This is a genomic window from Thalassotalea loyana (assembly GCF_030161435.1).
Taxonomy (GTDB): Bacteria; Pseudomonadota; Gammaproteobacteria; order Enterobacterales; family Alteromonadaceae; genus Thalassotalea_G; species Thalassotalea_G loyana.
On record NZ_BSSV01000003.1, the window covers coordinates 244,473 to 267,682 of the forward strand.

The 23,210-nt window shown below is 40.8% G+C and carries 18 protein-coding genes; 2 read left to right on the forward strand and 16 right to left on the reverse strand.

Annotated elements, in window-relative coordinates:
* Window position 1 precedes the first annotated feature (1 nt).
* From QQK05_RS08810 to QQK05_RS08885, 16 genes are all read right to left on the reverse strand, one after another.
* Window positions 2–982 carry a vWA domain-containing protein gene (locus QQK05_RS08810; RefSeq protein ID WP_284297688.1) on the reverse strand — a complete coding sequence of 327 codons (981 nt, stop codon included), beginning with the start codon at window positions 980–982 and terminating at the stop codon, window positions 2–4.
* Window positions 975–1,556 (reverse strand): DUF4381 domain-containing protein, encoded by a 582-nt coding sequence (locus tag QQK05_RS08815; RefSeq protein WP_284297691.1) that lies wholly within the window; start codon window positions 1,554–1,556, stop codon window positions 975–977. The genes QQK05_RS08810 and QQK05_RS08815 overlap by 8 nt, the downstream gene beginning before the upstream one ends.
* Window positions 1,553–2,482, reverse strand: a complete 930-nt coding sequence (locus QQK05_RS08820; protein WP_284297693.1) for a DUF58 domain-containing protein — start codon at window positions 2,480–2,482, stop codon at window positions 1,553–1,555. The genes QQK05_RS08815 and QQK05_RS08820 overlap by 4 nt, the downstream gene beginning before the upstream one ends.
* Before the next feature lie 14 nt (window positions 2,483–2,496).
* Window positions 2,497–3,465: an AAA family ATPase gene (locus QQK05_RS08825; protein ID WP_284297695.1), complete on the reverse strand. Its 969-nt coding sequence runs from the start codon at window positions 3,463–3,465 to the stop codon at window positions 2,497–2,499.
* Window positions 3,466–3,744: 279 nt separating this feature from the next.
* Entirely contained in the window at window positions 3,745–5,331 is a 1,587-nt protein-coding gene (locus QQK05_RS08830; RefSeq protein WP_284297697.1) for an arylsulfatase, read from the reverse strand.
* 381 nt (window positions 5,332–5,712) lie between these two features.
* The gene (locus QQK05_RS08835; protein ID WP_284298073.1) at window positions 5,713–7,980 is read right to left on the reverse strand and encodes a multiheme c-type cytochrome; all 2,268 of its coding nucleotides are present in this window, start codon (window positions 7,978–7,980) and stop codon (window positions 5,713–5,715) included.
* A gap of 281 nt (window positions 7,981–8,261) precedes the next feature.
* Entirely contained in the window at window positions 8,262–9,932 is a 1,671-nt protein-coding gene (locus QQK05_RS08840; protein WP_284297699.1) for an RluA family pseudouridine synthase, read from the reverse strand.
* Window positions 9,933–9,950: 18 nt separating this feature from the next.
* The gene (locus QQK05_RS08845) at window positions 9,951–10,403 is read right to left on the reverse strand and encodes a hypothetical protein (protein WP_284297701.1); all 453 of its coding nucleotides are present in this window, start codon (window positions 10,401–10,403) and stop codon (window positions 9,951–9,953) included.
* Between the two features lie 27 nt (window positions 10,404–10,430).
* Window positions 10,431–10,988, reverse strand: coding sequence for a phosphoribosyltransferase (locus QQK05_RS08850; protein WP_284297703.1), 558 nt, complete (start codon window positions 10,986–10,988; stop codon window positions 10,431–10,433).
* Window positions 10,989–11,061: 73 nt separating this feature from the next.
* Window positions 11,062–12,033, reverse strand: a complete 972-nt coding sequence (locus QQK05_RS08855) for a M28 family peptidase (RefSeq protein ID WP_284297704.1) — start codon at window positions 12,031–12,033, stop codon at window positions 11,062–11,064.
* Between the two features lie 9 nt (window positions 12,034–12,042).
* Window positions 12,043–13,206, reverse strand: coding sequence for a tetratricopeptide repeat protein (locus QQK05_RS08860; RefSeq protein WP_284297706.1), 1,164 nt, complete (start codon window positions 13,204–13,206; stop codon window positions 12,043–12,045).
* A 122-nt stretch (window positions 13,207–13,328) separates the two neighbouring features.
* Window positions 13,329–14,894, reverse strand: coding sequence for a GGDEF domain-containing protein (locus tag QQK05_RS08865; RefSeq protein ID WP_284297708.1), 1,566 nt, complete (start codon window positions 14,892–14,894; stop codon window positions 13,329–13,331).
* A 237-nt stretch (window positions 14,895–15,131) separates the two neighbouring features.
* Entirely contained in the window at window positions 15,132–16,193 is a 1,062-nt protein-coding gene (locus QQK05_RS08870; RefSeq protein WP_284297710.1) for a DcaP family trimeric outer membrane transporter, read from the reverse strand.
* Window positions 16,194–16,318: 125 nt separating this feature from the next.
* Window positions 16,319–18,217, reverse strand: coding sequence for an acetate--CoA ligase (acs, locus tag QQK05_RS08875; RefSeq protein ID WP_284297712.1), 1,899 nt, complete (start codon window positions 18,215–18,217; stop codon window positions 16,319–16,321).
* A gap of 138 nt (window positions 18,218–18,355) precedes the next feature.
* Entirely contained in the window at window positions 18,356–19,045 is a 690-nt protein-coding gene (locus QQK05_RS08880; RefSeq protein ID WP_284297714.1) for an exonuclease domain-containing protein, read from the reverse strand.
* 12 nt (window positions 19,046–19,057) lie between these two features.
* Window positions 19,058–20,902 carry a putative nucleotidyltransferase substrate binding domain-containing protein gene (locus QQK05_RS08885; RefSeq protein WP_284297716.1) on the reverse strand — a complete coding sequence of 615 codons (1,845 nt, stop codon included), beginning with the start codon at window positions 20,900–20,902 and terminating at the stop codon, window positions 19,058–19,060.
* Window positions 20,903–21,159: 257 nt separating this feature from the next.
* Between QQK05_RS08885 and QQK05_RS08890 the strand changes: the two genes are divergently transcribed.
* Together QQK05_RS08890 and QQK05_RS08895 are read left to right on the forward strand one after the other, a co-directional pair.
* Entirely contained in the window at window positions 21,160–21,411 is a 252-nt protein-coding gene (locus QQK05_RS08890; RefSeq protein WP_284297718.1) for a DUF4212 domain-containing protein, read from the forward strand.
* Window positions 21,411–23,147 (forward strand): sodium:solute symporter family protein, encoded by a 1,737-nt coding sequence (locus QQK05_RS08895; RefSeq protein ID WP_284297720.1) that lies wholly within the window; start codon window positions 21,411–21,413, stop codon window positions 23,145–23,147. The genes QQK05_RS08890 and QQK05_RS08895 overlap by 1 nt, the downstream gene beginning before the upstream one ends.
* The last annotated feature ends 63 nt before the right edge of the window (window positions 23,148–23,210 follow it).

The window sequence follows — 23,210 nt, forward strand, 5'->3', positions numbered from 1 at the left end:
CTTAATGCTCCACCTGTGAGTTTCGTCGCATACTCAAATAAAACACCATGAATAAATTCAATAACAGTGCACTACCAATGAACACATGATGTAGGCTTTGCTTGGGCCTAAAACTAATCGATGAAAACTCTTGTTTTTCAATGTTCGCAATGGCTTTATAAGCATCAGCTAGTTGCTGTGTATCTAATGCTTGGAAGTATCCACCACCTGTTATTTCAGCCATTCGGGCTAAAGTCTCTGTATCTAGCTTTTGCTCGCCTACTGTTTGTGGATCACCAATAGCAATGGTATATATTTTTACTCCATAGGCTTTGGCTACTTTAGACGCATCGACTGGGGGGACTTTACTTCCTGAGTCATTGCCGTCTGTTAAGATAATCAAAACACGATTTTCGGTATCACTTTCTTCAAAATGTTTTATTGCTAAACCAACAGCGTCACCTATCACCGTGCTTGGGCCTGCCATACCAATTTGTAATTCATTTAAGAGTGTTAACCAAGTTTGGTGATCTTCACTAAATGGCATTTGTAAATAGGCAGATGAACCAAAGATAATAAGCCCAAGGCGATCTTTGTTTCGCTGAGTCGCGAGTTCTTGTAACACTGATTTAACGGTTGTTAATCGATCAACTTTTTCGCCTGGGGTAATTTCGAAATCTGTTGCGCTCATTGAACCTGATGAATCAACAGCAACCATTAGGTCTCGCCCAGTTTTTGTTTGCTCAATTGGCTCGCCTAATAACTGTGGCTTAGTCGCGGCAACAACCAATAAACACCAGGTTGCAATCAAGACAAAACGTTGTAGCTTACTGGGCTTGACAACTTCAGCACCATTTTGTGGTTTTTCGCAAGATACATCTATCAAATATTTAAAAAACGGTACGGTTACCATATGGGTTTGCTGTTTATAGTCGGGCAACAGACGAACTAATAATGGCAATGGCAATAGCAACAATAAGTAAGGGTAAACAATTTCAATCATCCTTTTGCCCTCTCATCTGTAACCACTGAGATAATCGCATCGTTTTTACTATTGGCCTAACGCCAGTGTATGGATGAACATCAATCCATTTAACGACCTGGGCAACAAGACCTTGCCATTGCTTTTCATCACAAACGATTTCATTACGCTGGTATAGCGCTGCACCAAGCAAATAACGTGTGTTTTCACCAAAAATGTGTTGCTTAGAGTGAGAGTTAAGTAAGTCAAACCATGCATCACCCGTTTCCGCAGCAACGACTTCTCGACTAAAAACATAAAGCGACGTACCTTTTAGCAACTGAGCAATCATACTCAGACCATGCTGACTTGGGCCTTGACTTGCAATATGGTCAAGTTGCATTTTTGCTTGTTTGCGGTAACGGTTATTTTGCCAATAAATTACACGCTTTATTGTTAAATACGACAGCCAAATAAATACAGTAATGAACACATACTTCCACCCTGGTGCTAGTGGCAATAATGGCAATGGGTCAGGTAATAAAATCTCAGAAATGCCCTCTAACGCATAGTTACCAAATGGCATTTCTACAGGCACGGTTTCATTAGCCATCATACTGCTCCCAAATGTTGACGTATTTGCTTTGCAACATCGTCTTCAGTATTAAAACTCAACATAGGGATATTATGTTTGGCAAAGGTTTTATGAATCCTCGACACAGCCTGTTTAGTGAAGGTGTTGTAGTCTTTAATTAACTTGCTATCTTTTGAGTCAATTTGCATTTGAAACTCACCGTCACCAACGACTATATCCTGTAGTTTACCGATATCATGCTCTAAAGAGTCTGCAATGTAATAGACAATAATATCGTTGTGTTCGGTTATCTTAGATAGGCTCTCTAGCACCCGAGATTGCCTATCATTAAAATCAGAGATAACAATCACCAAGTAATCATGCGTTATGAGCTTTTCAGTCTTTGTTAACAATTCAGGCATGGATAAGTTAGATGCATTAACTTCAGCGTTTGCGCGAAGCTTTTGATTGAACTTGGCGAGCAATGCCATATATTGTTGGATTTTCGCTCGGCTTCTTGTAGGAGGACACTCAACGAAGCGCTCGTCACCCAAAAATATAAAGCCAATCCGATCGCCATCTTCAAGTGCTTTCCAAGCCGTTAGCGCGGCCAATTCGGCAGCGATAACAGACTTCATTTTCCATTGACTACCAAAGAACATCCCTCTGCGTTGGTCAACAATAATCATCACAGGCCTATCCTTCTCTTCTGCGTATATGCGGACATATGGCTTACGCATTCGATTTGTAACACGCCAATCCATTGAACGTATATCATCGCCCGGGCGATAGTCTCTAAGTTCGACAAAATCTAAACCGCGTCCACGAATTGATGAACGCTTGCGTCCCATCAACACACTTTTTACTGGCTGTCTTGGCAGAAAGCTAAAACCATGCGCATGATGTTTCAAGCGCATTAAATGTTTTAACGATGTATAAATTCTTTCATCTAAAGCTTGCTCATTCATTTGGAGCCTCGCTCTTAAATCACAGCAACTTGTTTTATGATTTCAGTGATTACATCGTCGGTTGTTACACCATCTGCTTGCGCCTCATAACTTAACGCAATTCGGTGACGCAACACGTCTGCAACAATAGCGCGAACATCATCTGGATCAACATAATCTTTACCATTTAACCAAGCTTGAGCACGGGCGCACTTATCAAGCGTAATCGTTGCACGAGGACTGGCTCCGACAGCAATCCAATCTTTCAGAGGGCCTTGCTCATATCGTTCTGGTTTTCGGGTTGCCATAATGATTGACACGATATACTTTTCTACATCCTCGGAAATATGCATATTTGAGACAATTTCCCGCGCTTGAAAAATAACGTCTTGATTGACTTTAACTGAGTCTTGTTTTTCCGCTGCTTCTTCACCACGAACCAATCGAATAATTGATAACTCCGCGTCATCATCTGGGTAGTCAAGGTTAATCTTCATCGCAAAACGGTCCATTTGCGCCTCAGGTAAAGGGTAAGTGCCTTCTTGCTCGATTGGATTTTGAGTCGCTAAAACCATAAATAATGGAGGCAGCTTATAGCTCTTTCCCATCACCGTGACCTGGCGCTCTTCCATAGCTTCTAATAAGGCTGCTTGCACTTTTGCTGGTGCTCGGTTGATTTCATCCGCCAGCACTAAATTGTTAAATATAGGACCTTCTTTAAAGGTTAAGGTTGGCTTACCTTCTACCTCTTGATATACCTCGGTGCCCGTGACATCAGAGGGCAATAGATCAGGTGTAAATTGGATACGTCCAAGATCAGCTGCAAGCACTTGCGATAGCGTCCGAATCGAGCGTGTTTTTGCCGTCCCCGGTAAACCTTCAAGTAGCACATTGCCGTTGGTCAATAAAGCGATTGTAAGAGCGTTAACTAGCTTTTCCTGGCCTAAAACTGAATGATTAACCTCTGTTTGCAGAGCTTTAATTTGTTCAAGTAGCGTGGTCATAATATCTCTTCTTCTAGTCCGTTGATTACTTGATGAAAAGCTTCATCAAGGAGTTATTTAGCGCTAAAGGTCTATCTATCAACCTAGCAGAAGGCCAAAATAAAAGCACTAAATTCAATCGCTTTTCTTACGATGTCAGCGTAGTTTTATACAAATCCATTCGCGTTTTTATTAATGTGATTATTTCCATATGGGCTTGTATAAAAGTAACTAACAACGTCCCTACTTGTTGCATAAAGCAAGAGCGTTGGTACGCTCTTGCTTTCTATTCGCAATTTTCTATTTGTTTGTTGCGTTTTCCCAAATACCTAACTGCTGAACTACGGTATCAAACGTCCAGTCACCAGGAACTTGTGACGGAGGGTATTCTTCGAACGTTCTTAAAAACTTAATAACCTCTGTAGCTGCTGGTGCCATCATATACATACGGTTTGCCCACCATACTTCATATGAGCCAGATTCATCAGCTGCAATTTCGTATGGGTCTTGACGTAAATTCGTAATCGATGGTGCACGACGTTTTTCTAATTGGCAGAACCAGACACTCATACCTTCACAGTCTTGCTCTAACCATAAGAACTTCCAGTCACCCATACGGATACCCGCAACGTCACCGCTATCTGTCGCATAAACGTATTGTTTACGTGGCCAGTCTGAATTGTCGTCTGCAGTAGTATTTTTACCTTTCATTAACGCAGGCAGTAAGTTATAACCATCAAGCTTAACTTTATAATCACGACCATTAATCGTCGTACCTTTTGCTAAGCGTTCTGTGATTTTATCGTCACCCGTAGCAGCTAAGATCGTTGGCATCCAGTCATTATGAGCTGCAATTTCGTTCACAACTTGGCCTGCTGGGATTTTACCTGGCCAACGAACCATTGCTGGTACACGGAAGCCACCTTCCCATGTTGTGTTTTTCTCACCTTTGTAACGGTTTGTGCCGCCATCAGGCCAAGTGAATTTTTCAGCACCATTGTCTGTTGAGTACATAACAATAGTATTATCAGCAATACCTAGATCATCTAACTTATCTAGCAATACACCGACGTGACCATCATGTTCGACTAGACCGTCACCGTATAAGCCGCCACGCTTAGAGATTCCTTTAGATTCATCTTTTAAGTGAGTCCAAACATGCATGCGTGAGGCATTCCACCAAACAAAGAATGGCTTGTCTTGTTTATGTGCTTTATCAATAAATTTCAATGCGTGAGATAAAAACTCTTCATCAGCAGTTTCCATACGTTTTTTCGTCAATGGGCCCGTATCTTCGAGACGGCCGTCTGCAAATGAATGAATCACACCGCGAGGGCTAAATTGCTTAACCTGCTCCGGCGTCATGAACTTGTTGTAGTCCTCATTTTCAGGCTCTTCTTCGGCATTTAAGTGATATAAATTACCGTAGAACTCATCGAAACCATGGTTAGTTGGTAAGTGAGAATCCTGGTCACCAAAATGGTTTTTACCAAATTGACCAGTAACATAACCTTTTTCTTTTAACAAACCCGCAATAGTTACGTCATCAACCATTGCACCTTCTTTGGCACCAGGTAAGCCGACTTTTGTCAAGCCAGTACGCATTGGATGTTGACCAAAGATAAAAGCAGCGCGCCCTGCAGTGCACGAGTTTTCACCGTAATAGTCAGTGAAGATTGCACCCTCTTTTGCAATTCGGTCAATATTTGGTGTGAAGTGACCCGCTTGGCCCATAGTATATGCACTAAGGTTATCTTGGCCGATATCATCACCCCAAATTGCTAAAACGTTTGGGCGAGACGTATCTGTCGTTGCTAATGCAGGAGCTGCAACCGTAGCTAAAGTTAACGATACAGCGATGCTCTTTACTAATGTTTTTACTTGCATAAAAACCTCCAATGGGATGTTGTAAATCAAATTGTGAACTCATTTAAATCATGTTCAGTTTTACAAACGTTCAAAGGTTTTACTGTTAAAGAGTGTTAATTTTCTAATCGTATTGTGTTACCCAAATACCTATTTTTGACACGTTAAATCCCTGTTATTGCAATGATTTAGCCGCATACACTTGGCGAACACTAGATACACAAAGGGCTAGAGAGTATGTAAATCACAAGTAAACATTGTTAACACTGAGTTACATAAATACTTTTAATTACATTTGCAAAATACAGGGCTGGGTGAATCCGCTGACGCTTTTTTGGTGACTCAACAAAAAACCACGCTTAAGTAGCGTGGTTCTTCCTTAGCTAATAGAATGATTATGGGTTACATCATGCTGCGAATATGCGCAATCAATTGCTGAACTTGTGGATTATTTGGCAACAATTGCCCTAGCTTTTGCGCATGAAACAACGCCGAGTCATATTCTTTTAATTCAATCAGAATTACCGTTAAGGTATATAAATAATCGGGGCTTTGTGGCTGAAGCTTGTAGGCCATTGCATAATCTTGTTTGGCCTTCTCCTTCTCACCGTTTTCTTGATGCAAAACACCACGTGTATAAAACGCTCTTGGATTTTTATCGTTATATTTAATCGCAACGTCAAAATAATCAACAGCTTTTATTCTATCTCGTTGACGTACTTTCACTAACGCCAATTGATAGTAGATATCTGAAGATTCGGGGTTTACATTAATCGCATCAAGTAATACCTTTTCCGCCTCGCCTTCACGCTGCTGTTGACGATAAAGGTCTGCCAAATAAATATATGCGGGCATAAAGATGTTTTCAACGCGAATCGACTGCTTGTATGCGGCTTCTGCTTTCTCAAACTCGCGCATCATCATATAAACCTGCCCTAAATTCGTTTGGGCAGAGCCTCTGTCGGCCTGATATTGCTGAGCTTCAATATATTCATCTACCGCGCTTTGTAGCTTCTCTCGACGCTCACCTTTAAATGTTGGATCAGCAAGATTCGTTGCAAGCGCCCTCCCCGCAGTCATCCGTACTGAGCGATTTGGGTGATCGAGCACAGGAATAACTTTTAATGCCCGATTAATCGGCCTAAGCTGGCTCGTTGCTCTTATTGCTTCAATAACAACAATGGGATCATCGCTTGCTAATTGTTTACCTAAAAAGGTAATTAAATCTTGGTTATTCTGAGCGCCTTGAATACGCGAAATAGCTGAGGCTCGAACAATTCCAGTGTTTTCAGGATCATTAGCAATTTGCACCAACTCTGGTGTTATCGTCAGAGAGCCTTTATCAGCTTGTTCAAAGGCATGCGCAAAGCCTTTTTTCGCTCGATATTTAGAATCAGGAAACCAAAGCTTTAGCTGTTTTGCATGTTCAGCATCACTGACGTTTGCATGGCAATCTTGGCAAGCATTTGGCGTTCCTAATCTCACACTTAAATCTGGTCTAGGTATTTTAAAAGAGTGATCGCGTCTATCATCCACTCCCATATAACGAGTTGATGGCATGTGACAATTTACACATTGTGCACCAGTTGACTCAGCTTGGTGTTGATGATGTTTAGGCGTATCATATTTTGGCGCACTGTGACATTGAGTACACGTGACATTACCTGGCATCTTTAGTTTTGTTGTGTGTGGGTCGTGACAGTTGCTGCAAGTTACCCCTGCTTTGTACATCTTACTTTGAGTAAAAGACCCATATACGTAAACTTCGTCATAAATTTGGCCATCAGCATGATAAAGTGCATTCGTTAGTGTAGCTGGCACATAATGGTCAAAAAACGCGCCATTTTCTTCATGATCACTTAGCTGCGCACGTCGAGAGTGACATTGCGCACAGACTTCCACTTGTTTAGTGTCTTTTGCTCGATCAACAGGCACCAATAGTCCAGATTCATTTTCATAAAAAATAGGATGCTTAGCTTGAATTGATTGGCTAAAACCGAAGTGTTTTACCTTTTGCGTTTGATTTTTAGTCCACTTCAAATGGTCTTCTGTTCCTTGATGACATGCTGTACAGCTGACATTGATCGCATCATATGTTGAATTATACGACATCGTCTCAACATCAAATCCCTTTTTGAAATTCGTACTATGACAATCGGCACAATTTTGGTTCCAATTTTGACCCATTTGACTCCAGTGAAACTCATCTGCCGCATCAAAGTCTGGATATAAGTGGTACCAACGTTGTCCACCCGCTTCTTTTGAACGTGAATCCCAAGCATAGGGAATAAATTGGTACTTGCCATTACCTGTATGAAAAATAAACTGCTGCAATGGCTCGTAGCCAAAAGTATGAGTTATTTCTATATCGATTTGCTTGCCATCCAAGCCAGGCATATTGACGAAATACTGGCTACCTTTCTTATAGAAATGAACGTTATCGCCCTCAAGAACCATAGGCTGAAGGGTAAAATCGGCCAAGTTTGTTGGCGTATCAATTGCCGCCATCGAATGAAAATGATGTGAATCTTTCCAGGCTTCGGCCTGTTGAGCATGACAGTCGATACATGTGAGGTCTTTGTTAACTGAAGGCTCTGAAAATACGGAAAAACTCAACGTTAAAGTCAATAGAATTAAAGAGAAAATATGTGTTTTCATATGAGCTAACATAGCCAATGAGGCCTTCCTTATCTACTTTGAATTTAACGTCTTTAATCAGTCGAAAAATCAACAAATAATACATTTATCATTAGCGATAACTTCATATTTTGCAACGAATTCTTTGCAATCAAATGTACAGACTGTTAAAAAGTGTAGCTTCAGGTATTTACGTGCCCTAAAGGTTAGTTCAGCAATGAGTTGGCCAAGTTTATATTGAGATTTGGTGGTATTTAGGATTTCAAACCACCAAGTAATCACCTTCGCTCGCTAATAATCGACAGCACATAAAACTAAAAATTTGGAGAGACGGAAAACGTCAGTTTTTCTTTGCTAATAGGATGTTCAAAAGACAACATTTGTGCATGTAAACACAGACGTTCTTTTTTTGTGCCATATAAGTCATCACCTACTATAGGCATGTTAAAACCTGATTTATGTGCACAATGCACCCTTAGCTGATGTGTCCTTCCTGTTTTTGGTTCAAGTGCCACTCGAGAAAATTGACCATCAAAACTTATCAATTCCCAAACCGTTAAACAGGGCTTACCATGCTCAAAACTGACCATCTGCCGTGGTCTGTCATCAACATCTAAACATAGCGGTAAGGTGATTTCACCGCGTTTTGCTGGCAGTTGACCTTCTAGCAACGCGACGTACTGTTTTTCTACTTGCCTCGTAACAAATTGGTGCTGCAGAGATTTATTAGCTCTTTTTGTTAATGCTAACACCATAAGCCCAGATGTGGACATATCGAGTCGATGGACAATTAATGGTCCATCTGCATGAGGGAACATATCTTTTATACGAGTATACACACTATCTGTAACTAATTTACCAGGTACTGACAGAAGCTCCTCTGGCTTATTGATGACGACAAGGTGTTCATCTTGATAAATTATATCAATCGTTTTGTCCTTTCCCGTATTTATCAATAAAGGATTATCATCGAGTGTCATACCACTGAGCATATGACTTAATATAGGCTTACATTTGTTATTACAAGCGGGGTAATATTTTTTGTGTTGTCGTATTTGAGATTTTGGCGACTCTCCCCACCAAAACTCTGCTAAAGCAATGGGTTCAAACTCATGGGCGAACGCATATTGTAATAATTTTGGAGCAGCACAATCTCCCGTACCTGATGGCGGTTGTTCTTTTATCTCCGCAAATATCGTATTTACGTCCTTCTCTTCTCCCGCACAATTAAGTAAACGGTATTGCTCAAATAGCTTTTTTTGCAATCGATTTGACAGTTTCTTTCGTTGTTTCTTTAATAGATTGATTTGATTTTGGTAGTTATCAAACGCGATTTGTGCATCGGTTAATTGTTGATTAAGCTCAGCTTTTAACGCCAATAACTGCTTTTTCAAAAAGATGCTTTGCCCATTGAGTTGTTTATCTAATATTGCGTACTCTTCGGAAGACAGCGCCACTCTGCCTTGTTCTCTCTCTTGCTTACGCTTACGCTTTTGCTCAGCCATATTGGCTTGCTGTAAGGTAATACGCTCGTTGTAACTGACTTTCTGTTGTTCAACTTGCTGCTTCAAGATGGAAAATTCTTCTGCCTCTTCCAACGCCGCAATCTCTGAATTAATGTCGTTAATAACCGCAGACTCTTTAGTCACAAAACTCTCTTGGCTCGATATATCAACAATTTGCGGCACAAAGACCTGCATTTCCTCAAGCATTGACGTTTTACCAGAATAAGCACACAAAAAGCCAAGTGTTCCAGTGTTATCACGAACAGCTAAAACCCCAAACATTTTGCCTTCAGCCATGGGCGTTTGTTCTTCACTAAATGCAGGCTGACAATTCAACCACGTTTGCAATTGCTGCGCTGCTAACAGGGTTAATGGGTGAGGCTCATAGCAAAAAGGAAAGGTAAACCGCTCAGGCAAGTCGATTGTTGTGTGGGAAGCGTCAAAACGATGCAAAAAGGTAGTTGAAGATACTGTAGACATATAAACAGGCTTTATGAACTAATCATTAGTTAAATGACATTGGTGAGTGGCGATTTTTATTGTACCTGAATCACCATACGATAATGGTGTAATTCTAGGTGCCAATATTTCCAGAACATTAGGTGGTTGCTGATGGTCAACCTTAGTCTCAGGCTCAACATGATAAATTAAGCCATCATATGTATTCTCCCCAAAAATCAATTGGCATTTGATAAACCCAAAACTCTCTGGCGAAATTTTGTGAAACCACATCAGTTGACGTACTTGAAAGTCGTAATTTTTTAAAGCGATCGCTTTGATATTTAGGGCGATATTGATCGTGGCATGCTCAAACTCAGTTAAATCGATACCCGCCTGAGCAAAGTACGGAGCTTGCATTGCAATCGTTCCTTTTGGATAAGGAGAATTGTTCGCCTTACCGGACGCTACTTGATGACCTTTTACGACAATAAAATCAATAAATTTAAACATAAGAAAAAAGGCGCTAAGCGCCTTTTATTATTTTAATAAGTGAAGAATATTTTGTAGGTCTGATTTACCACTAGCAATTTCTTCTTGCGTTAACCCCGATAACTCGTGAGGGAACACTAACCATTCATCGGATTCATGAATGTAGTAGTCTGGCGCAAAATCGACTTTCGAATTTTTAGGCTTATACCATGGCGTTGCAACACGGACATCTTTTGGCATATTGTTGCGCATTAATTTTTTCAACTGCTTAATTAACGCATCGATGCTTCGACCCGAATCAAATACGTCATCAACAATTAACAAGCCGTCATCTGCGTTCGCATTCTCGATAATATAATGAAGGCCGTGAACTTTAATTTCTTTACTTTGCTGATTGATACCGTAATAAGACGATGTACGAACAGCAATATGATCGGTCTCTACCTTTTTGAAATCGAAGTACTCTTGCACTGAGATTCCAATAGGAGCACCACCACGCCAGATACCAACAATAAATTGCGGTCTAAAGCCATCTTCATATACCTTTGCTGCGACCTTAAAAGAATCTTCAAGTAATTCTTGCGCAGTAATAAATTTTTTGTCCATTACAAACCTGTTTTTGGAGAACCGAATATAACCCGTAATTATAACCTGATATTTGCTTTTGGTGTAAGGCTATTCACTCTATTTGTTGCTCAAAGTTGTGCAATTGGTCAAAAATTGTTTTAACAGCGGCTAAATAAAATGCATGATTTGTGTTTTCGAACGTATCATCAGGCGTATGGTAATTTTTATGTGTACCAACGCCAAAGTACAAAAATGGTATTTTATGACGGTAGAATATTCCGTGGTCACTTGCGTTTCGCCAATTTGTTTTTCTTTTTTGCCCTTTAATAATCTGGTAAGCCCGGGGGCCTTTGCGTATTTCTAAGTTGTTCTTTTTAGCATAGAAGGCAAGTTGCCCTTGCCAATTCGACTCAGTAAGCAAGTCAACCTGATATGGCAGATAATATAAACGCTTCGTAAATCGGTCACCAGCAATCATATCAAGGTTTACGTTTAATACAGTACGTTCCATTATTTCCGGATTTTCTTTGGCAAATGCTGACGCACCAATTAAGTTTTCCTCTTCAGCATCAGTAAACAAATAAATCAGGTGGTGGGTTGTTTGTATCTGTGAAAATGCCTTAGCAATATGAATGACACCAGCTGTACCAGAGGCATTATCATCGGCTCCAAGATAGGTTTTTCCCGATTTTTTACCAAGATGATCAAAATGAGCAGTGATGACGATAAACTTGTTTGAAGTACCAGGTTTATATCCAATAATATTGGTTCCTTGGTAGTCAGATAATCCTCTAGCATGGTCAAATGGGTGCTTAAACTGACCATTAAATGGGGATATTTTCGATTCCTGCAATTGGGCGATAATGTAATTTTGAGCTTTTCGATTTCCCGCTGTGTTGTACTTACGTCCAGCAAATTCCACACTGCTAATCGCTTTAAAATCCCTCAGTAAATCTTCATCATCAATCAGTTGCTGGCTGATGACAGTGTCGGCCGCAGCGCTATTAACCGGCTTCACAACAGCAAATTGAGTACATGCCGTTACATAACACACCGAGACGACTAAAAAGATTAATCTAAGCAAGTGATTCACCTATAAACTTGCCGTATTTAAAAATTGAATTTTTGCGTCATACCTTAGTTCGTCATCATCAAATGTTGAGTTGCGTTTAGCGCGTTGCAATGATCGCTTCACATTATCCAATTGACCGAGTTCAGCATATGCTTTAGCGATACCAAAATAGAATTCATGTTGCTTATTGTCGAGTCTGATTGCTTTTTTGAAATGGTTTACCGCAACAAGATGGTCGCCATTATAGTAGGCTTCCGTACCCAGTAATGCGTGATAGTATGGATTTTTCAATCGTTTGCGATGAACAGACGTTCGTATTTGCTCTGCTTGCTCTACATCGCCAGACAAGTCATGTAAAATTGCAAGGTTATCTAATACCGTTAAGTTGTCCGGATTGATTTCCATTGCATTTTGATAGCTTATGTAAGCGTGTTCATATAAATCGTTTTGACGATACAATACCCCTAAGTTTCCCCATGCAGAATCGTAACTAGGATCAACTAGTGTTGCGGCCTTGAGGTAAGCATATGCTTTGTTGGTATCGCCGATAACCATGGCATCAGCGCCTTTGTTTGTATAAAACATTGCAACGACAGTATTTTGGTCAACAAACTGGCTAGGAAAGGCTTTTTTTCGCATGGTTGGATCAAAATCAATGGTATAAACATTTTTACCATAAACTGTTTGTTGTAATGGCGAATCAGCATCAAAAATCACCAAATTAACATGCCCTGTAAGCATGTTATATGAACCATTTCTGACCCAGTATTCAGGCACATCAACGCGTTGGAAATAAGCTGGTAAATCAGCGGCATGTGCGAGTGCATAAGATAAAACAGTTAACGACATGCAATTGGCATTCTGACTCATAAACGTTTGACTGGCGGTCAGATTAGCTGTGCTACTGTAATTAATGCCGATTTGTTCACTTTCGAACAAAAACTTTACTAGTTTATTAACTTTGTCTTTCGAAGATTTCTGTTTAGCTAAATCAGAAATAAATTCTTCAGTTTCAGGCGCAAGCTCGAAAATATCATCTGCCGTTTCAACGGAAACATATTGATAATAGGGAAAAGACTTATCAGCATAAATTGGATCAACCTGAACCTGTACCTGTTGCTCTGTCGATTGACAACCCACCAGAAGACATACAAGTATAAAAATCAACGAATTAAGCCTGTTCATAGCAAATCACCTGTTCGACTACCTCATCATTAAGTTTAGGCAATTATTGGCTAAAATGTCACCAAACATTCATTAACATTAATACTTTATTACATTTAATATTCGCGTCGCATTATCATCAGCTAGCCAATCTGAACTTGATTCCGGCCATTTTCTTTCGCCTTATACAAGAGTTCATCCGCTCGCTTTATTGCGTCTTCCATTGTCTCTTTTACCAACTTTTCAGTCACACCAAGTGAGATTGTATAAGCTTGAGGCAGAATTTTTAGCACGTTTTCATCACTCTCGACTGCACAACGCAGGCGCTCAGCTAAATGTGCCGTTTGTTCAGCACTATAATTGGGGCAGATTATCAAAAACTCCTCACCACCAAACCGATAGACAAAGTCAGTATCTCGGGAGTACGTCTTCATCAACTGAGCTAGGTGGAGTAACACATCATCGCCCGTTGTGTGACCATAGGTATCATTGATCAATTTGAACTTATCGATATCAATACCGATTAGGCCAATCTGATAACTTCTGTCTCGGTATTGTGCATTGCTTAATTCAACTTTTTTTTCTTTAAAATGGTTGCGGTTAAGCAACTTAGTTAACGCGTCATGTTGAAGCATGCTGGCAACCTTAAAGTGGTAATATAAAATCAATGCTAACGCTGCCGCGATAATTGTCGTGACGCCCATTTTTTTATAAAGCTCGCTAACTTCTTCTTCAATCCCCCTAGCAAGAGGTGTCGCATCACTTAACACGATAAATCGCCACCCGATCTCATCAAAATCGAAGGCATTATAGAAAAAGTCGACAGGTTGTAGATTCTCAGAACTAACAAATGGTTTTCCATAGCGCTCAACCGACGTAATTCCATAGTACTGCTCGGGCGGTTTACCATAAAACGCTTCTATGTAGTTGCTATCATCGACTAACACTGAACTAATCGGGAGTTTCAACGTGATTGGAAATAGTCTTTTGTCCGTTAGCTTAAAGGGCACGCCGTTTGGCGCTATTAAAAAAAAGTGATGGTAGCTATCAAACTTTGACGGAGGAATAAACTTTTCGTCAAACTCAATAATTACGCCGTACGTATGTCCTAAGTCATCGGTTAGTCGGTTAATCCCATAGACATTAATACGGTGCATATACTGACTAAAAACAAACTGCCAAGAAAACTCACCATTTATGTTTTCCAACCATGGCTTATAACGTGTCTTCCAAAATCTATCATCAGTATCTCCGTAAATAACATGGTGGCCATCCTCAACAACATATTTAATTGCAATCTTGAAATTATCAATTAGGTACTTATCAGTATTTCGGATCCAGTGAGTAGCTTCACTATGAAGAAAATGATCAGCGACATTTTGTGCATTGTTAGTTTGCTGTTTGTGATGATTTTTATGACGCTTAATGTCATTGTGTTCAGGGTTGGGTTTACGGGTGTGGTCTTGTACTAGAAAGTCTTTGAGACGATAACTGATGACACTCGAGACTTGATGAACTCTTTCAACTTCTGACTTAATTAGATACTCCACTTCTTCAGCATAGCCTTTGGCCTGAAGAGCATTTAACTGCACATGCTTATCTATCTCCTTTTGATATTCACCGACAAAGTTAAATACTTGCAGTGACAATATCAAGAATGTAATGACACCCCATATTGCATAAGATTGTTTATTCGATATGAATCTCACCTAAGTACCCACTAGATTTAGCAAAAAATAGATAAATGTCGTGTACTTAAAAGTAGTAGATGAGTTATGTATGTACAAGAAATATACAGGCTAGTGCGAAATCTTGTTAACAAGCCAAAAGACTTGGTAAACAAAAAAGACACCTTAATGAAAACCACTAAGGTGTCAGGAATGCCTCTAAGTTAGCACTACACTAGATGAGGCGAGGGTTACCCAAAAAAGTAAACTTGTTGGCCGCTAGATATTATATTTCGCTGAAAATTGAGCATATACAGAGTCAGCATCTTTATCTTTCATATCGTATTGGCCGATTTCGAAGCCAAAAGATAATTTTGGCGTGTAATTTTTAAAGATATTGATACCTACTTGCGAACGCTCGCGGTCTGATTCATCAGTTTCAATGTTACCGTAGAAAATAGAACTTCTTAGATCTTCTGTCCAGAAGTGACGATATGCCACCATGTACGACAAACTATCTTCTGCTTTGCCATTGAACACATCTGGTGCAGCGGTAACGCCAACGTAACGACCCGTTTGACCCGCATGCAATTGGAATCGAACATCATCCTTACCAAAAGTCTTCACGCGACCGGCAATTGAAGCGCCAAATGTTGTTTCATCCGAGCCATCAGTGAAGTTTAATTGGCGAACTAGGCCAGCAAAAGATACATTACCCCAATCACCTTTCATCGTATATTTACCAATGATATCGGGCATTTTATCATTTGCAGGGTCAGCATCTGGGCTTGAATCAATACCATCATTACCCCACGATTCAGGGTTCTCAATTGCAACTTCAAAACCACCATTTGAGTAACGAATCATGGTATTTCGAACGAATGCTTCACCTACCATGGCACCAGCAAAGTCAGCGGTTTCAGCTAAAGCACTGGTATTCATGAAGGTTGTCCATGTTTGACCAAACGTAAAACCGTTATATTTGATAAACGCATGGCGCAATCGAGGATGTGATGAATTTGAGATGATCTCGTTACCGCCCCCGCCGTAAAAGTCCATCTCAATAAAGCCTGTCACGTCACCATGAACATACTTCATGTTAAAGCGTGTTTCATTGGCAAATAACTTAAGTTTCGATGCATCTTCAGCTAATACTGCGCCGCCACCTGTCCAGAAATCTTGATATGCAACATTGCCATCAACATAACGAGCGTCGACTTTAATAAACCCACCAAAGGTAATTGTGTCTTCGTCCGTTAATTTGATTTCATAAGCAGCATTAGCAGCTTGTGAAAATGCCAGTAAACCACCGACAAATAGCATTTTATTCGTTGTTTTCATTGTATACTCCCAGATTAACTCTTAAGGACAGAATCAACTACTCATTCCATCTACTAACTCGTTGTAATGTAATTTTTAATTGTTTTTTTTATGGAAAATAAAGGCGCATTACGCGCCCTTTATTTCTATTCTTCTAGCGTGCTTAAGTCGCCCACATCCTGACCTAATGCTTGTGCTTTCAATACACGGCGCATGATTTTTCCAGAACGCGTTTTTGGTAAAGACTCTACAAATTTCACATCTTCTGGCGTTGCGATTTTGCCCATTTCGTTACCAACGTGAGCTTTTAGCTCAAGCTCTAGTTCTTTGCTTGCCTCAACACCCGCATTTAAAATGACATAAGTGTGAATCGCATTACCTTTTAATTCGTGAGGTAAGCCAACTGCTGCTGCCTCTGTAACTTTAGGGTGACTAACAAGGGCACTTTCTACTTCAGAGGTGCCTAAGCGATAGCCTGACACTTTCAGTACCTCATCCATCCGGCCAATAACCCAGATGTAGCCATCGTCGTCTTTTTTCGCACTGTCACCTGCTAAGTAAATCCACTTGCCGTTGGCGTCTTGGCTCCAGTACAAATCTTTGTAGCGTTCAGGGTCTTTGAATACGGTTCTGGCCATACCTGGCCAAGGGTTCTTGATGATCAGCTTACCTTCTTCATTTGCTGGTACTTCTTGACCGTCATCGTTAACAATCTCGATTTCGTTACCAAAGAAAGGTTTAGTTGCTGAACCTGGTTTTAATGGGGTAATTGGCAATGGACACACCATGAAGCCGCCCGTTTCTGTTTGCCACCACGTGTCAATAATTGGGCATTTACCTTGACCAATGACATTGTGGTACCAACGCCATGCTTCAGGGTTTATTGGCTCCCCTACACTACCTAGCAAGCGCAGGCTAGACAGGTCGTGTTTTTGTGGCCAACGGTCACCAAATCGCATTAAGCCGCGAATCGCAGTCGGTGAAGTATACAGAATGTTGATGCCATACTTTTCAATGATTTGCCACCAACGGTTCGGATATGGATAGTTTGGCGCGCCCTCGTAAAGCATAATGGTCGCACCGTTAATTAACGGGCCGTAAACAATGTAGCTGTGACCAGTAATCCAGCCCGGATCGGCAGCACACCACCACCTGTCTTGAGGTTTGATGTCAAACGCCATGCGGTGCGTGGTTGAGGTATAAACCGAGTAGCCACCATGCGTATGCACCATGCCCTTTGGCTTACCCGTAGTGCCTGATGTGTAAAGAATAAATAGCGGGTCTTCAGCATCCGTTTCTTCTGTTTCACACTTAGGACTAGCAATCGGTAGCGCAGTTAAGTCATGTAACCAGAAATCACGTGCTGGCTCCATTTCAACGTCAAGTTCGTTATTCTTAACACAGATACAAACTTCGATTGAAGGTGAACGGTTCATTGCGTCATTAGCAATAGATTTCAAATCAACTTGTTTACCTCGACGCCAGCCACCATCTGCTGTTATTAGTACACGAGATTGTGCATCATCAATACGCGAGGCTAGAGCTTCCGTGCTAAAGCCACCGTAAACCACAGAGTGGATAGCGCCAATTTTGGCACACGCGAGCATTGCAAAAACAAGTTCAGGAATTTGAGGCATGTAAATCGTAACGATATCGCCCTTTGATACACCCATGCTTTTCAAAACGTTAGCGAACTGACAAACTTCTCGGTTTAACCCGTTATAACTGAAATTGCGCACTTGGCCGTTTTCACCTTCCCAGATAATCGCCATTTTGTTGCGATTCGCTGTCTCCAAATGACGATCTATCGCATTGTGCACGATGTTTGTTGAACCACCTTTGAACCATTGGTAAAACGGAGCATTAGACTCATCCAAGACCTGGTCCCACTTCTTATACCAACCAAGCGTTTCTGCTTGCTCAGCCCAAAAGGCCTCTCTATTTTCAACAGAGTAGTCATATAATTTTTGATACTCGGCAACATTAGCTTGCTCAAGGACTTCAGCACTAGGGTGAAATATGTCTTGCTGATTCTCGGTAGTCATGGGGTAACCTCGATAACGTTAAAATTTATTTGTTACCTAGAGTAGAGGTTAGTTATTTTGTTGGGTATTAGACCTAAGTCTAAGACATTGATATTTTTCGTTAGACTTTGGTCTTAAATGCGAAAACAGCTAGATACCTTACCAATTTAAAAAGTGGTTTAAAGGCTTATTCTCTAGTTCGTTTTGATAAATAAATGCTTGAAATAACTCGGCAGTGGCTACCGCATCACTCAATGCATTATGGGCATGGTAGTTGTGTAATTTGTAACGCTCACGTAAAGACTCTAGCCTTAATTGAGATGGGTCATAAGGAATCGTTTGTTGGTCAAATCGTTTCTTATGTAATGCCAACGTATCAACGAATAAAAATAAAGGCGATTCACCATAAAGTTCCATACATGCTTGTTGAAGGAACAGCCGCTCTATTTTGGCGTAATGAACGAGCAAAACTTTCCCAGCAACAGTTTTCAATAATCGTTCGAGTTCGTCGGCAAGTTGTAATCCCCTCGCCTGCTCTTGTTCAGTAATATGATGAATTCCCACATTGTCTGATTTCAACACCTGTTGACAGTTGATAATTTGATGATGACTACTCGCTAGTGAAATTTTTAATTGCTCTACATTGCAATAACCAACGCTCAATAACTTATCTTGCTTAGCATTCAGCCCCGTCGTTTCAAAATCCAGCGTGACCATAGGAACGTCTTTAATGGGTAATTTGCTATCAGGCAGAGGTGTTGATAGGTATTCACTAATATGCTGACTTTTAGATTGTTTATACTGTTTCTTTCGCAACGCCTGATAACCAAATAACTGTCGATAAATCATAGTTAGCTCACATTAATAAACTGTCTGTCTATTGTCCTGCAACGTCTTAATCACCTTGAATGCATCTTTTAGGTGTGCACGCTCTAACCGTGATATTTCTTTAGGTGAGATGTCATTGTCGATACTCTCGCCTTGCAGTTGTTGCATAACTTGATGTTGTAACTTTAATTGGTGCAAAAGTTGAAAAGCATCGATCAAATTTGCCGCAGAAGCTTGCGTTAATACGTTGGTTCCAGCGCAAAGTTCCAAACGTTCGATTGTTGAAACGGCTTCAACGCCATGAGAAAGTGCGTAGATTCTAGCTAAATCGACAATAGGCGCAATCCCTTGATGTTTAATATCGAAAGTCTTTTTGTTTTTACCGTTTTGCTTAAGTACGAAATCCCTGAACATGCCAAGCGGGGGTTTAAGCTGCAATGCGTTTTTTGTTAAGTGTGCGATAAATAATGAGCTTTGTTTACTTCGTTCAAGCATATTCGATCTGACTTCCTGCAACAGGCTTTCATCACCATAAACCGTCGTTAAATCAAAAAATATACTACAGTGCATTAATGCTTTAGGTTCAGGCGTTTCTATCCAGTCAGTAAAATATTGATGCCAAACAGATTGTTTTTGTCGCCATTTACTATTCATCGCCATCACATCACCAGGACAATATACAAAGCCACACTGAGCTAACCCATGACAAACAAAATCAGCGAGGTGAGCAAACCATTCCATGTCTTTGTCTGTGGCGCTGTCACTGATAATTAAGGCATTATCTTGATCAGAATAGGCATACTGCTCTTTGCGAGCTTGCGAGCCAGCGGCAAGCCAAGCAAAGCTCACCGGTGCATCGCCATACTGCTCAATAGCCAACTCAATAATTTTCTGGGTTAGCGACTGACAAATCGCACTGATACTCTTGCTAATGTTTGTCGCGGTAGTACCAACTTTACTCATCCTTAATTGCAATTTAGGTATGAGCTTCGCAATATCAACAAGCGCCGCTACCGACTTTGCCTTACGAATCATATGTGTAATATTGACGGCGTTTTGTCCCTCAAAGTGCATTAAATCAGTTATTGTTACCATACCATCAAGTCGACCATTTTTAGTTACTGGCAAATGATGAATTCGACAATTGTTCATCAGTAATAACGCATCATATGCACTTGCTTTGCAATCGATGGTTTTTATGGCTTTAGTCATGATGCTAAATATTGGTTGGTTAATATCGATACCTTTTGCAATACAGCGCGCTCTCAGATCTTTATCCGTAATGATGCCAACCGCTTCGCCTTTATCTTCGACGACAAGTGAAGAGAACCCTTTCTCCGTCATTTTTATCGCTGCACATTGAATCGTTTGATTTGATCCGATCGTCTCAACCCCTGAATGATAAAACTGCTCTAATCGCGCGTTACCAAGAGAGGCATTAATGACATCCTCCTGCGCAAGTTGATTGACTTTTACCTGTAATCGTTGCGCTGCTGACTGTTGCAGAAAATCGATTACTGGCTGATGGTTTTCAATAATTGGAAGAATTTCCGCTAGGCCAAGACTATAGATAATACAATCTTCCTCAGACCTCACTTTGACAGCTAACTTATCATTAGCAAACGCGAATACGGTACATAAGTCTTGCTCGCCAAACTTATCAATTAAGGTATTGTCTTTATCATAGTACGCCAATAAGCCTTTTCGAATAACAAACAAACTGGGCTTAGTAATGGTCTCAGGAGGGAGGTCTTCACCAACGCGCAAATAAAGAATTTCGATATGCTTTACCAGTTGTTCGACTGAACGTTCAGGTAACAAATCAAATGGCGGGATCTGACCTAAGAAAGCTTCTATTTCTGACAATCCACTGCTCATAACGACCTCAATCCTATTTTCCTAATATTAGTAATACTCGCCTCCTACAATTGACGCAAGCGCTTCATCAAAAACCTAGACTAAAGTTGAATACCTGAGCCGAAAATAACTTGCTAGTTTAAAAGCGTGATGTTTTATTGGTGATTCTTTAATCACTAACAAAGCAAACAAAAACTATGTGATTAATAAATACAACAGGTGTGAATTCACTTTCATAACATCATCACATATAACGATAACAAGTAAGGAGATAGGTTGTGGAAAATACAAAAGGCTATTGGCAGGAAAACCTGCGACTAATCTTAATCTGCCTCTGCATATGGTTTGTTGTTTCATTTGGTTTCGGGTTATTACTGGTTGAACCGTTAAATGAAATTCGCCTAGGCGGCTATAAGTTAGGCTTTTGGTTCGCGCAACAAGGTTCAATTTATACCTTTGTCGCGTTAATTTTTTGGTATACCAAAAAAATGAACGATTTAGATAAAAAATACAATGTGGAGGAGTCGTAATGGATGAGTTAAAACTCTACACTTGGATTGCCGTTGGCGGTACTTTCGGATTGTATTTTTTCATCGCATGGTGGGCTCGTGCGGGCTCAACAAGTGAATTCTACGCTGCTGGTGGCGGTATTACACCACTACAAAACGGTATGGCAATTGGTGCCGACTGGATGAGTGCTGCGTCATTCATTTCAATGGCCGGCTTAATTGCCTTCTTAGGCTACGGTGGCTCAGTATTTTTAATGGGCTGGACTGGTGGTTACGTTCTGTTAGCAATGTGTCTAGCACCTTATATGCGTAAACACGGTAAATTTACGGTACCTGAGTTTATTGGCGATCGATTCTATTCAAGAACTGCACGTATCGTTGCAGTGATTTGTTTAATAGTTGCATCAGTAACCTACATCATCGGTCAAATGAAAGGTGTTGGCGTTGCCTTCTCTCGCTTCTTAGAAGTTGATTACGATATGGGCTTATACATTGGTATGGCTGTTGTATTCGTATACGCAACGTTAGGTGGTATGAAAGGTATTACTTACACCCAAATTGCTCAATATGTTGTATTAATTACCGCGTACACGATTCCAGCGATTTTTATCTCTTTACAATTAACGGGTAACCCAATTCCACAGCTTGGTTTAGGTAGTACACTCGCCGATGGCAGTGGCGTTTACCTGCTTGATAAGCTTGATATGGTGGTCTCAGACCTCGGCTTTAAAGAATATACAACCTCGACACTTGGCGGTGTTGAAATGTTCGCCTACACCATGTCGTTAATGATTGGTACAGCCGGTTTACCACACGTAATTATGCGATTCTTCACAGTACCTTCTGTGAAAGCTGCTCGTCAATCAGCGGGTTACGCATTAGTATTTATCGCTCTTCTTTACACGGTTGCTCCTGCTGTTGGTGCAATGGCGCGCTTCAACCTAATGAATACGATTGAGCCAGCTGCTGGTCAAAATCTTGATTATGCTGAACGTCCACAGTGGTTTAAAGACTGGGAAAACACAGGCTTATTGAAATTTGAAGACAAAAATGGCGACGGTAAGATTCAGTACACTGCAAATGCAGAGACTAATGAAATGGTTAAAGTTGACCGTGACATTATGGTACTTGCTAACCCGTCAATTGCGAACTTACCGAACTGGGTTATTGCGTTAGTTGCTGCCGGTGGTCTAGCTGCCGCACTATCAACCGCCGCCGGTTTGTTGTTAGCGATATCCTCGGCGGTATCTCACGACTTGATGAAAGGTGTCTTAATACCTGATATGAGTGAGAAGAATGAGCTACTGGCAAGCCGAATTGTAATGACAATATCCATACTATTTGCTGGGTATCTGGGGCTCAATCCGCCAGGGTTTGCCGCCGGTACTGTTGCACTAGCCTTTGGCTTGGCTGCATCGAGTATCTTCCCAGCACTAATGATGGGTATCTTCTCTAAGAAGATGAATTCAAAAGCGGCTATCGCAGGTATGTGTGCAGGTTTAGGTGCAACAATGCTATACGTGTTCCAACACAAAGGTATTATGTTTATCCCTGGTACATCTTTCTTAGGTGGCATGGAGCCAAACTGGTTCTTCGGTATCTCGCCTAATGCTTTTGGTTCAATTGGCGCGTTGTTTAACTTCGCAGTAGCGTTCATCGTGTTAAAGGCTACTGGCCCAGCACCAGCAAATATTCAAGATATGGTAGAGAATTTCCGTTCTCCACATGGAAAAATTGCTGCCGCTCACGATCATTAAGCGCTGAGACATTAAAAACCTAAAGGAGGTCAATAGCCCCCTTTAGGTTTTCCTATTTGAGAA